Source organism: Proteus sp. G4415 (assembly GCF_963896075.1).
In the GTDB taxonomy this organism is placed as follows: domain Bacteria; phylum Pseudomonadota; class Gammaproteobacteria; order Enterobacterales; family Enterobacteriaceae; genus Proteus; species Proteus mirabilis.
Genome location: NZ_CAWQOK010000074.1, coordinates 1 through 13575, shown reverse-complemented (window position 1 = coordinate 13575; position 13575 = coordinate 1). Strand labels below are relative to the sequence as shown.

Sequence of the window (13575 nt, the reverse complement as noted above, 5' to 3'; positions counted from 1 at the left end):
CAACATTATTGGCATATAATAAGGCTCACTCTAATAGTGCTTGATTTTGATCAATAAGGAACATACCGACTGGTCGGTATTATCCTACGCATGAATACAACCGCACATCACCGAAAAAAAGATCCTATCCGCGTCCAAGAGCAGTTATTAGAAGCGGCAAGTATTATTGTGGCGAATGAAGGAATTGCTTCTTTATCTTTAAATGCCGTAGCCAAAGAAGCGGGTGTCAGTAAAGGCGGATTATTGCACCATTTTCCTGGGAAGATAGAACTGATACAGGCGGTATTCAAACGCTTACTCGGTATTATGGATAAACGAATTGCGTTAATTATGGCCAACGATCCGATAGAAGCAGGGCGCTTTTCTCGCGCTTATTTAACCTATATTTCTGATCTCAAACAGTCAGATGAAAGCCGCCAATTGGCAATACTTTCTTTAGCTATGCCTAACGAGCCAATAATGCGTCAATGTTGGCGTGATTGGATGTTAGGCCATTTAGCCAAAGGCGATAAACTTGATAATAGCTACTTAGGTACGTTAATTCGTTATGCTGCCGATGGCCTTTGGTTATCAGAACTCACAGAAGGCCCTACGATTTCACAACAAGAGCGTAGTGCATTAGTTGAAAGATTATTAAAAATGACATTTGAATATATGGCCGACACAGCAAATCAGTCATGTTAATTAGGATGAATGAGGGCACAATGAAATACAGAATAAATGCCTCAATTTATTACGACGCAACGGATGGCGCGATATCGTTAGAAAAAGGTGACGTTGATACACATCTGTCTATTACCGCTAATGCGTTACTCTTTTATTTTATTCAAAATCCCGGTGTAGTAAATCGTGATGAAGTATTAAAACGCGTGTGGGATGACAATGGGCTAGTTTCTTCAAATAGTAATTTAAACCAATATTTAAGTTTATTGCGTAAAACATTTCGTCATTATGGTATTGAAAATATTATTGTCACTATCGCCAAAGGGCGACTAGAGTTTAATCCTGATATCTCTGTTGAATTAATTGATGACTCAACACTGTTACCTGTTACACAAACAAATGAGCACGAAGGTGAAGCAAATAAAAGTAATATCGCATCACCCATTGAGACATCGTTATCATCCGAGCCTGATAATCTAGACAGTGAATTAGAAAAAGAGCCTCAATTATCGGTAACATCGCCACAAAAGCCAGAAATTTGTTGGTATTTAGCCAGTATTGGTTTTTTATTTGGCGCCATATTTCTTGTGGTGATCATCTTTTTAAATCAGCATCAATCAAAGCCTATCACATTAACACCTCTCACCCATAATGATTGTGAATTACTCTCTAACGAGGCCATGATTAACTCCTCTGTCAGTGATAATTATATTCGCAATTTTGACGCTGTAAGAAAGAAGCTTAATTTACAGTGTGTGAAAGGGGAGCGCTTTGTTTTTTTCTATGGTGATAAATTACAAACTAATGGCTTAGGGCGTGTCTTTTTAGCGCATTGCGCTAAGAACGAAGATAATCCATTTAGCTATTGCGATAATTACTTTTACTATTCTTGGAAATACTAATGAAAATCTCAGGGAAACTTTTATGTTTTTTATCGGCCCTGATTTTTATCTTGGTCGCCACTTATGCAGCAACAAGATTATTAACTATCAAAAATGAAGGTATGATGGTTTGTTCAACAAAGGGCATTATGCGCTTTGAAAATATGGAAGATGAGAATGTGAATGGCAATATTCATTTCTCTTTTGGTGCTAATGGCAAAGGCTCTATTGTGGTTGAGGGGTATACTACCTCTAAAGCGGGTTGGCTCTATTTACAACGTTATGTGAAATTTGATTACACCACAAAGCGGGTTTCCCCCACCGAGCGTCACTATTTTGTCAGTCAATGGGAGTCTAGTGCCTCCTCGATTGATGAGTCTCCCGATGTTATTTTTGATTATTTTATGCGTGAAATGTCAGATAGTCATGATGGATTATTTATTAACGCACAAAAGCTAAATGAAAAAACGTTATTACTCAGTTCGCTCAATTCCCCACTCTATATTTGTACCTTAAAACCCGGCAGTAAATTCGATTAAAAATCCACATTACTTTCTCGCTCAATAAATATTGGGCGAGCGTTGCGACGTATTCTTGCGAATATTCCCTCTCTCATACTGTCCCCCCATCGACGGAAACATTGACTATTTATGCCTGCTAAGGACGCTGCATGATGAGTTCGGCTTAAGACATAAAGGGCTAACCTAGAAATAGCACTTTTTGTATATAGACTAGATTTAGCTTTTTCTCATCCTTGAGCTGGCATTGAAATATTAGTGATATCCCGCACATCTTTCCCGCTGATTTGTACTGCCTTTTTGCACCTTTTCAACATCCTTCTAACAAACTTAAATTGTCTTTTTTTTCATCTTCTTTGCGTGTTTTTTTATAAATTTAAACAGATAAAAAAAAGCAATTAACAGCATAGATAAATAAAAATAAGGCTAAATAAGCATAAATATCAGAATATAAAACTATATGTTTATCTTTTATGGATTTATATGTTGTTTTTATTTTTAGCCGTTATAGTGAATTTGAAACCAAGGTCTGCGTTTAAAAAATCACCACGCAGACATGATGGGTAACTGTAAACCGTTAAACGGCTTCCTGGAGGAAATAAAAATGGGTGATGCATTAGGTCTGATTGAAACTAAAGGGTTAGTGGCATGTATCGAAGCCGCTGATGCGATGTGCAAAGCCGCCAATGTTGAATTGATTGGTTATGAAAACGTTGGTTCAGGTCTCGTGACTGCGATGGTGAAAGGCGACGTAGGGGCAGTGAAAGCTGCGGTAGATTCAGGTGTGGAATCAGCGCAACGGGTGGGTGAAGTCGTCACATCACTTGTGATTGCTCGTCCTCACAATGACATCAACAAAATTGTTATCAAACACAAGGCATAGTCTTTGCCTTAGGAGAACGTATGGGTGATGCATTAGGACTTATTGAAACTCAAGGGCTAGTGGCATGTATTGAAGCCGCTGATGCGATGTGCAAAGCCGCCAATGTTGAATTGATTGGTTATGAAAATGTTGGCTCAGGTTTGGTCACTGCAATGGTAAAAGGCGATGTGGGTGCCGTTAAAGCCGCTGTAGATTCTGGCTTAGAAGCGGCTCAACGTGTAGGTACGGTGGTCACTTCATTAGTCATCGCTCGTCCACATAACGATATTCAAAAAATCGTTGCCCAGTACAAAGTGACTGAATAACGAAGGAAATAAATATGAAAGAAGCACTCGGTCTAGTGGAAACCAAAGGTCTAGTCGCTTGCATTGAAGCTGCTGACGCAATGTGTAAAGCAGCCAATGTGGAACTGATTGGTTATGAAAACGTCGGTTCAGGTTTAGTGACTGCCATGGTGAAAGGCGATGTCGGTGCAGTTAATGCAGCGGTTGAGTCTGGTGTTGAGGCGGCAAAACGTATCGGCACAGTAGTGACTTCTCGTGTTATTGCAAGACCACATAACGATATCGAGAAGATTGCAGAGCAACATAAAGCCTGATTATTCAGGTGCTGCCAAGCAAAAAACGTTATTCAGCTAAATTTTTAACTCCTGTATGGGGGAAAACATGGTTGCATTAGATAAAGATTTGCAATCCCGACAACTGGCTCGCGAGCTAGTTCGTAACGCGAAAAATGCACAACAACAATATGCGAAATTTTCGCAGGAAAAAATCGACAATATAGTCAAACACATTGCATTTGAAGCTGCTCGTCACGCAGAAGAGTTGGCAAAAATGGCCAGCGAAGAGACCGGCTTTGGTAAATGGCAAGACAAAGTACTGAAAAATACCTTTGCGTCATTGCGTGTGTATGAACATATGAAAGACCTAAAGACCATTGGCATTATCAATGACGATAAAGTGAAAAAAGTCATGGATGTGGGGGTACCTTTAGGGGTTATTACAGCGTTAGTGCCTTCCACTAACCCAACGTCAACCATTATCTATAAAACCCTAATTGCACTGAAAGCAGGTAATGCGATTATTTTTTCACCGCACCCTAATGCGAAACAGTGTAGTTTCCGCGCGCTAGAAATTGTCAAAAAAGCCGCACTAGAAGCGGGAGCACCTGAGGGAATTGTCGATGGTGTGACATTGCTGACATTGGAAGCGACAAAAGAATTAATGCACAGCAAAGATGTGTCATTAATCTTAGCTACTGGCGGTGAAGGAATGGTGCGTGCGGCTTATGCATCAGGCACACCAACTATCAGTGGTGGTCCAGGTAATGGTCCTGCCTTTATTGAGCGTAGTGCGGATATCAAAAAAGCAGTGAGCGATATCATCACCAGTAAAACATTTGATAATGGCGTGATCTGCGCTTCAGAGCAATCCATCATCGTAGAACGTTGTATTTATAACGAAGTTCACCGTGAGCTATTAGCGCAAGGTGCTTATTTTATGAATGATGAAGAAGCAGCGAAAGTCGCTTCTATGTTATTGCGCGCTAATGGCACGATAAATCCTGCGGTGGTTGGTAAAGATGCTATCTATTTAAGCCAGCGCGCCGGTTTTACTGTACCTGCTAATACCCGCGTCTTGATTGCACTACAAGATACTGTTTCACCGAAGAATCCCTATTCACGGGAAAAACTGTGCCCAATCTTAGGTATGTATATTGAAGAAGATTGGCAATCAGCCTGTCATCGTGTGGTGCAATTGCTCACTAACGAAGGCTTAGGTCATACCTTAGTGATCCATACCCAAAATGAAGATGTTATTCGTCAGTTCTCTTTAGAAAAACCCGTTAATCGTATTTTAATTAATACTCCGGCGGCATTAGGTGGTATTGGCGCAACAACCAATATTACTCCTGCGTTAACCCTAGGTTGTGGTGCGGTAGGCGGTGGTTCTAGCTCAGATAACGTCGGCCCGATGAATTTACTGAATATTCGTAAAGTCGGTTATGGGGTACGTAGTGTTGAAGAGTTAAAACAACCTTGTCCATTAGCACAAGAAGCTGCTCAACCTGCTGTTTCTAGCGCAAATTACCACACCAGCATTCTTGATGATGATCGTTTTCGTTCACCTTCTTTAACCCCTGTTCATGCGGAATGTGCAACAGCACAACGTCAAACACAAGGTGATGATCGCTTTGGCGCGTCCCCTTATACAACGACAGTCAGTGCGTGTGCACAACAAGTGATTGAGCAAGGTGAGATCACCGAAGAGAACGTGGAGCGCATTATCAAAGAAGTTCTCGGACGTCTGGGTAAATAACTCATTGATAGAAGGCGATATAAACCATGATCCTCGCAAAGGTAATCGGACACGTAGTCGCGACACAAAAAAGCCCTGAACTGAAAGGAAGCAATTTATTAATGATAGCGACCTTAGATGATGAGCTTAATCCACTGAAAAATAAAACCTATGTTGCAGTGGATAGTGTGGGTGCAGGTATCAACGATGTGGTGTTGGCTGAAGAATACTTCGCACTAAACAAAGATCGTTACAAGGCGATGTCCGTGGTTGCCATTGTTGAGAAGGTTTATCGGGACAGTAAGGAGTAATAACGACATGAGTGAGTTTCTGATAAAACCCAAAATTCAGTTTGGCACCAATGCACTGAATTTTCTCTCTGGGTTAACTGCCCGCCGCGCATTTGTGGTGACAGATAAAGCAATGGTGAAGTTTGGCTTTGCAGATAAAGTCACTGAAAAATTAATGCAACGAGGTATTGAGTTTCAAATCTATGATGATGTTGCATCAGATCCTGATATTTCTGCCATTGTCAGTGGTATGAAAATAATGGATGCCCATTATCCTGATTTGGTTATCGCACTCGGCGGTGGATCTGTTATCGATGCTGCTAAAGCCGTTATGTACTCCCTCTGGCATACCCGTAAAGAGCACAGTAGAAGTAAACCGCAGTTTATTGCGATCCCCACGACCAGTGGTACTGGCTCTGAAGTGACCTCTTTTTCAGTGATCAAATCACGCAGTGAAAAACTGGTATTGGTCGATGAGTTTATGTTGCCTGATATCGCGATCCTCGATCCTGAACTTGTGAAATCTGTACCTCCTGCAATTACCGCTGATACGGGTATGGATGTCCTTTGCCATGCATTAGAAGCTTATGTGTCTAAAGCTACATCTGATTTTTCTGATGCGATGGCAGAAAAAGCAGTCAAATTAGTGTTTAGCCATCTGCTTGATTGTCATCATCAAGGGGATAACTTACTTGCTCGCGAAAAAATGCACAATGCATCTTGCATCGCAGGTATGGCATTTACTAATGCGTCGTTAGGTATTACACACAGTCTTGCCCATGCATTAGGCGGTGTTTTTCATGTCCCTCATGGCCGTGCGAATGCGTTATTGATGACACATGTTATTGCCTTTAATGCCAATCTTCATGGTGATTGTAATAGCGAAGCAGCGAAGCGCTATGCCTACCTTGCCCAAAGTTTAGGATTACCTGCGCAGACGGTAAAAGAAGGCGTTATCAGCCTTATTGTCGCCATTAATGTATTGAAAGATGAAATGGGTATGCCGAAGAGTATTCGCGATACCGGTGTCAGTGAAGCGGACTTTTATGCCCGTTTAACGGAAATGGTCGGACAGGCTTTACGCGATAGCTGTACGCCGACAAATCCGCGTGACGTAAACACACACCAATTAGAAACATTGTATCGTCAGGCATTTGCCGGTGTATCACACAGTTAATGCTCAATTAATACCGATTAGGTCTAGTAAAGAACATCAGGAGAGCCTCACATGGCCAAATATTCTTTGACGCCACGCGTAAAAATGCTGGCAGAACGTTTAGTTTCACGTAACAGTTCTATTAGCACAGAGCGTGCGACGATTTTTGATTCATTAGATAACAATATTGCCGGTGTGCCCCAAGCGATTAAACCTGCACAACGCTTTTATCAGTTTATTCGTCATTTTCCAAGCTATATCGCTCAAGATGAGCTCATTATCGGTAGCCAATCCTCAACACCACGTGGTGCGATTTTCCACAGCGAAGAAGAAGTGCGTAGTGACTCTATTTATCGCTTTTTAAGTATCAATAATAGCGTTACATCACCTGATTATATGCTGGTGGTGAATCAAGGTTTCTTAGCCATCAAAGCACAACTTGAAGATAGAATGAGAAGCATTGGTAGTGCGGTAAATCGTAGCAGTATGGATGAAGCCAATTTCTGCAAATCGGCGATTTATGCATGTGATGCGGCACTTTATTTTGCACAACTACTGTCAGCTAAAGCAGAAAATTTAGCCGCAATGGAAGGTAATCCATACCGTAAAGCTGAATTATTAGAAAGTGCGGCTATTTTACGTAAAGTACCCGCCAAGCCAGCAGAAACCTTTAAAGAAGCGGTACAAGTTTTCTATTTATTACAGCTTATTCTTCATCTGGAGAATGGTAGCTACGCTATCAACCCAATGGGCTTTGATAAAGCACTATACCCATTCTATCAACGTGATATTGACCAAGGTCGTTTAACGCCAGCACAAGCTTATGAGATTGTTGAAAGTCTTTGGCTAAAACTGGCTGAGCTATCCGAAGTGCGCGCAACGAAAGAAGTCGATGGCTATCCGATGTTTGATGCCATGACCCAAGGTATCGATATTAACGATCCTCGCGTCAGTATTAACGAACTTTCAGAAATGTTGTTATCAGCGCGCGCTAATCTATCAGCATTACACAGTTCACTACAAGTCCGTTTATATAACGGTCGTATGAATACACCACCGCAATATGCTTCACCTTCAGCCAATGTTGTTACACCGGCGACCGCAAATGGTGAGTTGACTGTAATGGAAGGCTTAACTCCCCGCCTACAGCGCCTGCGTAATCGTTATTTAGAGGCTCGCCCTAGTGTTTCAATTTATAGAGCATTAGCCTTTACTGAAATTGCTCGCAATAATCCTGGTTTACCCCCTATTTTATTGCGTGCTAAAGCTTTCCGCCGTGCTTGTGAAACCGCACCTATCTTAATTCAAGATGAAGAGCTTATTGTGGGACATCCTTGTGGGAAACCGCGTGCTGGCGCTTTCTCTCCTGATATCGCATGGCGTTGGGTACGTGATGAACTCGACACCATGAGCACGCGCCCACAAGATCCATTCCAAATTTCAGAAGAAGACAAAAAAGTCATTCGTGAAGAGATAGTGCCATTTTGGGAAGGTCGCTCTTTAGATGAAATCTGTGAAGCGCAATACCGCGAAGCGGGTGTATGGGAGTTCAGTGGTGAAACCTTTGTCAGCGATCTCTCTTATCATCAAATCAATGGTGGTGGTGATACTTGCCCCGGTTATGACGTGCTGTTATTCACCAAAGGGATGAACGGTATTAAAGCCGATGCACAAGCGAAATTGGCTGAATTAAGCATGGAAAATCCTGCTGATATTGACCGTATCTATTTCTATAAAGCGTCGATTGAAAGTTGTGAAGGGGTTATCGCTTATGCTCATCGTATTGCCGAGCATGCCCGAGAATTAGCCTCTAAAGAGAGTGAGCCACAACGTCGTGAAGAGTTATTGACCATTGCTCAAGTCAATGAAAATGTTCCTGCTAATCCTCCAAAAACATTGCAAGAAGCACTGCAAAGTATCTGGACTGTAGAGTCATTGTTTGAAGTTGAAGAGAACCAAACGGGACTTTCTTTAGGTCGCTTAGATCAATACTGTTTCCCAATGTATGAAAACGACATTAAAACAGGTCGTTTAACGCGTGAACAAGCACTGGAAATGATGCAGGCCTTTATCATCAAATGTGCCGAATTAATGTGGATGTCTAGTGAACTTGGCGCAAAATATTTTGCCGGCTATCAACCCTTTATCAACTTAACGGTGGGGGGACAAAAACGCTCAGGTGGCGATGCTTGTAACGATTTAACTTACTTGATTATGGACGCAGTACGCTTTGTGAAAGTGTATCAACCTTCACTGGCTTGTCGTATCCATAACCAATCGCCACAGCAATATATGGAAAAAATCGTTGATGTGGTCAAAGCGGGAATGGGCTTCCCTGCCTGTCACTTCGATGATTCTCATATCAAGATGATGTTGCGCAAGGGCTTCGACTTTGAAGATGCACGCGATTACTGCTTAATGGGCTGTGTTGAACCACAAAAATCAGGTCGTATCTATCAATGGACATCAACGGGTTATACCCAGTGGCCAATTGCCATTGAATTTGTATTAAATCGTGGTCGTATGGTGCTGTTTGATAGCTACCAAGGCTTAGACACCGGCGATTTACGTGATTTACGTACTTATGAGGATTTCGATCGCGCGGTTAAAGAGCAAGTCGCACATATTATTCGTTTATCAGCAATTGGTACGGTTATCAGCCAGCGCGTTCACCGTGACATTGCCCCAAAACCACTCATGTCGCTATTGGTTGAAGGTTGTATGGAGCAAGGTAAAGACGTGACAGCGGGTGGTGCGATGGTTAACCACGGACCGGGTCTGATCTTCTCTGGTTTAGCCACTTATGTCGATTCTATGGCGGCAATTCGCAAACTGGTTTATGAAGACAAAAAATATACCTTAGAGCAAATACGTGACGGCTTATTAGCTAATTTTGAAGGGCACGAAGAGTTACTGCGTGACTGTTTAAATGCACCGAAATTTGGTAACGACGATGATGTTGTTGACCAATATGCGTTAGACATTACCGAATGGACTGAACGTGAATGCCGTAAATATAAAATGCTCTATTCCACATTTAGTCACGGTACATTATCTATCTCTAATAACACGCCAATTGGTGAATTAACCGCAGCAACACCAAACGGCCGTTTAGCATGGAAACCATTATCAGATGGGATCAGCCCTACACAGGGTGCAGATAAACATGGCCCAACTGCCATCATTAAATCCATCAGCAAGATGAATGTTGAAACCATGAATATCGGTATGGTTCATAACTTTAAATTCCTCAAAGGCTTGCTAGATACCAATGAAGGACGCCAAGGATTAATTACCTTATTAAGAACTGCCTCTATTTTGGGTAATGGTCAGATGCAATTTAGCTATGTCGATAATGAAGTACTGAAAAAAGCCCAATTAGAGCCTGAAAAGTACCGCGATTTAATTGTCCGGGTTGCTGGCTACAGTGCGTACTTCGTTGAATTATGTAAAGAAGTTCAGGATGAAATTATTAGTCGTACAGTGATTGAGAAATTCTGATCATAGACCTAAGGAGGGCTAAGAGTCTTCCCTATTAATCGCGACAAGACAAGATGTAAATTTATCGAACAAGGATGTTTGATGCAGATTTGGAGGCGTAAAGATGGAGACGGCAGCAGAAATAAGAGGGCGGATATTTAATATCCAAAAATACTCTATTTATGATGGTGATGGTATTCGTACTCTGGTTTTCTTAAAAGGCTGTAATATCCGCTGCCCTTGGTGTTCAAACCCAGAAGGTCTTAGCAGTGAATTTCAGGTGATGTACTCTCGCGATAAATGCGTGGATTGCGGTAAATGTGTTGATGTGTGTCCGGCAGGTGTGCATTACATGACAACCAATGAGCAAGGGCAGCAAGTTCATCGCGTTGATCGTGCCGTTGATTGTATTGGATGCCGTCAATGTGAAGAAGTGTGTCTTTCTGATGCACTGGATATTATGGGTAAAGATGTCTCTGTATCTGAATTGATGGACATTATCATGCAAGATTACGACTTCTATATCTCTTCCGGCGGTGGTGTCACAATCGGTGGCGGCGAAATGAGTTTACAAACGGATTTTGCTGTAGCTCTGCTACGTGAATGTAAAAAGATGATGATCAATACCGCGGTGGAAACACAAGCAACCACTAATGTAGCTAATTATGAAAAATTAGCGCAAGTCGTTGATCAGTTTCTAATTGATATCAAACACATTGATACTACTCAGCATAAAGCATTATTTGGTATTGGTAATGAGAATGTCCGCCGTAATTTAGAGCGTTTGATGGATCTCGGTGCAAATGTGGTTATCCGTATGCCTTTAGTGCGAGGTTATAACGACTCTTATGATGCGATTACTGGTGCGATTAACTACGCCATGGCGTTGTCAAAACGCGGTAATCTTCAGCGCATCGATATCCTACCTTATCACCAATTTGGCCGTAATAAATACCAAAAATTGGAGATGATCTACCCCATTAAAAACGATCCGGGATATACGCCAGAAGAGCTCGATCGCTTAGAAGCCTTCTTTAAACAATTTGATTTTGAGATCCGTCTTGTCCGCCACTAATCAGTAGGAGAGAAAGATGAACAGTTTAGGTGTGATTGAAACACGCGGATTAACCGCTGCGATCCAAGCTGCTGATGCGGCTTGTAAAGCTGCCAGTGTTGAAATTATCGGTTATAGAAAAATTGGATCAGGGTTAGTTTCTGTCTGTTTTCAAGGTGAGATCAGTGCGGTAAAAACAGCGGTTGAGCATGGTGTAGATGTGGTGAGCCAAAAAGAGTTGGTTATCGGATCACTCGTCATAGCAAGACCAGAGCCAAGTGTTATCACCAAATTGCTGACAATAAAAGGTAAGAAAAAAAGCGCTGTTATTAGTGAAGAAACACAACAGAATGCGTTCAAAACGCTGGCTGAAAACAGGGTTGAAACTGTCATGAAGCATGAAAGTGGCGATAGTGACGCGACAAAAGAAGTTGCAGATCGACTGGCTCAAAATAGTGCCCCTGAAACTAAAGCAATGACAGCAGATAAAGCACCAAGCAGTAAAAAAGAGAGTAAACCTGAAAGCCGTAAAGGTAGAAAATAATGATTAATCAACAACTAATGGGAAAAATTCTCACTCGTTTAAATATCCCCAATGTGGGAATGGGCATAAATCAAGGGATCGCTATTCCTGTTGGTATTTCTAATCGGCATGTACATCTTTCACAACAAGATGTAGATGCGTTATTTGGTCACGGCTATCAGATCACCCCGTTTAAAGATCTAAAACAACCGGGACAATTTGCCGCCAAAGAGTGTGTGATGGTAGTCGGGCCTAAAGGCTCTATCAGTAAAGTTCGTGTTTTAGGGCCGGTTCGTCCACAAAGCCAATTAGAAATTTCAAAAGCAGATTGTTTTGCATTAGGTATAAAGGCACCCGTGCGTAGTTCCGGTGATTTGGCAGGCTCCGGTAATGCGGTTTTAATGGGGCCTGCGGGATATGTGGAATTAAAACAGCAAGTCATTTGTGCTCAGCGTCATATTCATATGAATAATATTGATGCTAGAGCGTTAAATGTGACCAATGGTCAGAAAGTGCATGTAAAAACAGAGGGTGAACGTAGCCTGATTTTTGATGAAGTGATTGTGCGCGTCAGTGATAAATTTGCATTGGAATTTCATATTGATACCGATGAGGCAAATGCGGCAGGAGTTAGAAATAACGACAGCGTGTTTATTGTCAGCTAAGACAATGAGGTGAGGTAATGGACAATCAATTAATTGAACGGATTGTTGCAGAAATAGAAAAGCGTATAAAAAAGCCGGTGTTGTTAGTTTTAACACCGGCGCCGGGATATCGTGATGAAATCTATCAACGCATTAGCCATTTTTCCACTGTACGGGCTTCTATTTTTGTTACCACACAGGCACAGCAATGCCATGATTTATCGCAGTGGTGCCATGTAGGGGATATCACTAAAGCCGATGAGTTTGATCCCCATAGGTTATCTGCTTATCAGGCATTATTTATTCCCTATTTTGACAAAAAGCTGGTGGGGGAAATTATTAATGGGTTAATGATTAGTGAAGAAGGAACACTTATTCATTCCGCATTGGCTAAAAATATTCCTATTATTGCATTACCTTACTTTTGTCAGCCAAACAGTGAAATTAATGAAATTTTAGGTTTAAACCAAAATGAACACTATAACTTAGTGCTAAAACAGAATATTGAACGATTAATATCAATGGGTATTACTTTTTGCTCAATAAATGAAGTTGAAGATAACTTAAAAAAGAATGCTTTTGATCACAAGTTAAAATTTATTAATAAAACGGAAACAAAACAACTGAATAATAATCGCTATATTACTTTGAAACAAGTAATGAGTAACCCTGAAAAATACCAATTATCACAAGATAAATTAACCGATTCTGCTATTGAATATTTAAAAAGTTTGAAAGATTAAAATATACCATATCTAAAAATTTAGGAGTCTTATTATGTCCCCAAAAGCAAAATCATGGCTTTGGATGCTGGCGGTTATTATTTCAGAAACCTCAGCAACCTCGACCTTAAAAATGTTTGATAATAGTGAAGGAATAACAAAGACATTATTATTAGGATTAATTATTGTTCTTTATATTGTTTGTTATTATTCATTATCTCGTGCAGTTAAAAATATTCCAGTAGGCTTAGCTTATGCCACCTGGTCCGGAACCGGTATCTTAGTTGTATCTACTTTAGGTATGGCATTTTACGGTCAACATCCTGATACGGCTGCTATTATTGGTATGGCAGTTATTGCCAGCGGGATCGTCATTATGAATCTATTTTCGAAAATGGGTTCCGAAGAAGAGCCAGAAGAAACGACGGAGTTATCGAATATAAAACACACTGCTCGTCAGTGAA

General features: G+C 41.2%; 15 protein-coding genes. All 15 read left to right on the top strand.

From position 1 onward, the window contains the following. Positions 1–90 precede the first annotated feature (90 nt). The 15 genes from AACU95_RS09555 (at position 91) to AACU95_RS09485 (ending at position 13574) form a co-directional block, all read left to right on the top strand. Positions 91–684 carry a TetR/AcrR family transcriptional regulator gene (locus AACU95_RS09555; protein ID WP_004245875.1) on the top strand — a complete coding sequence of 198 codons (594 nt, stop codon included), beginning with the start codon at positions 91–93 and terminating at the stop codon, positions 682–684. Positions 685–704: 20 nt separating this feature from the next. Continuing rightward, on the top strand, positions 705–1565 hold the full coding sequence (locus AACU95_RS09550) for a transcriptional regulator (RefSeq protein ID WP_017827350.1): 861 nt from the start codon (positions 705–707) through the stop codon (positions 1563–1565). Beyond that, a complete protein-coding gene (locus AACU95_RS09545; protein WP_004245872.1) occupies positions 1565–2083 on the top strand; it encodes a FidL-like protein in 519 nt (172 codons plus the stop codon). Before AACU95_RS09550 ends, AACU95_RS09545 begins: the two co-directional genes overlap by 1 nt. Before the next feature lie 583 nt (positions 2084–2666). Then, on the top strand, positions 2667–2945 hold the full coding sequence (locus tag AACU95_RS09540) for a BMC domain-containing protein (protein ID WP_004249182.1): 279 nt from the start codon (positions 2667–2669) through the stop codon (positions 2943–2945). 20 nt (positions 2946–2965) lie between these two features. Beyond that, entirely contained in the window at positions 2966–3250 is a 285-nt protein-coding gene (locus AACU95_RS09535; protein WP_004245870.1) for a BMC domain-containing protein, read from the top strand. Positions 3251–3264: 14 nt separating this feature from the next. Next, positions 3265–3543, top strand: a complete 279-nt coding sequence (locus tag AACU95_RS09530) for a BMC domain-containing protein (RefSeq protein WP_004245869.1) — start codon at positions 3265–3267, stop codon at positions 3541–3543. A gap of 67 nt (positions 3544–3610) precedes the next feature. Next, complete coding sequence (locus AACU95_RS09525) at positions 3611–5263, top strand: acetaldehyde dehydrogenase (acetylating) (RefSeq protein WP_004249183.1); 1653 nt, start codon at positions 3611–3613, stop codon at positions 5261–5263. 26 nt (positions 5264–5289) lie between these two features. Beyond that, entirely contained in the window at positions 5290–5553 is a 264-nt protein-coding gene (locus AACU95_RS09520; protein WP_004245867.1) for a EutN/CcmL family microcompartment protein, read from the top strand. 7 nt (positions 5554–5560) lie between these two features. Next, positions 5561–6709 (top strand): 1-propanol dehydrogenase PduQ, encoded by a 1149-nt coding sequence (locus AACU95_RS09515; protein WP_141192143.1) that lies wholly within the window; start codon positions 5561–5563, stop codon positions 6707–6709. A gap of 51 nt (positions 6710–6760) precedes the next feature. Further along, the gene (gene cutC, locus AACU95_RS09510) at positions 6761–10189 is read left to right on the top strand and encodes a choline trimethylamine-lyase (protein ID WP_141192144.1); all 3429 of its coding nucleotides are present in this window, start codon (positions 6761–6763) and stop codon (positions 10187–10189) included. 103 nt (positions 10190–10292) lie between these two features. Further along, a complete protein-coding gene (gene cutD, locus AACU95_RS09505) occupies positions 10293–11243 on the top strand; it encodes a choline TMA-lyase-activating enzyme (protein ID WP_004245863.1) in 951 nt (316 codons plus the stop codon). 16 nt (positions 11244–11259) lie between these two features. Beyond that, positions 11260–11766 carry a BMC domain-containing protein gene (locus AACU95_RS09500; protein WP_017628497.1) on the top strand — a complete coding sequence of 169 codons (507 nt, stop codon included), beginning with the start codon at positions 11260–11262 and terminating at the stop codon, positions 11764–11766. Then, positions 11766–12410 carry a phosphate propanoyltransferase gene (locus AACU95_RS09495; protein WP_004245860.1) on the top strand — a complete coding sequence of 215 codons (645 nt, stop codon included), beginning with the start codon at positions 11766–11768 and terminating at the stop codon, positions 12408–12410. The genes AACU95_RS09500 and AACU95_RS09495 overlap by 1 nt, the downstream gene beginning before the upstream one ends. A gap of 17 nt (positions 12411–12427) precedes the next feature. Then, positions 12428–13132 carry a hypothetical protein gene (locus tag AACU95_RS09490; protein WP_017628498.1) on the top strand — a complete coding sequence of 235 codons (705 nt, stop codon included), beginning with the start codon at positions 12428–12430 and terminating at the stop codon, positions 13130–13132. 34 nt (positions 13133–13166) lie between these two features. Continuing rightward, a complete protein-coding gene (locus AACU95_RS09485) occupies positions 13167–13574 on the top strand; it encodes a DMT family transporter (protein ID WP_004245857.1) in 408 nt (135 codons plus the stop codon). Position 13575 lies beyond the last annotated feature (1 nt).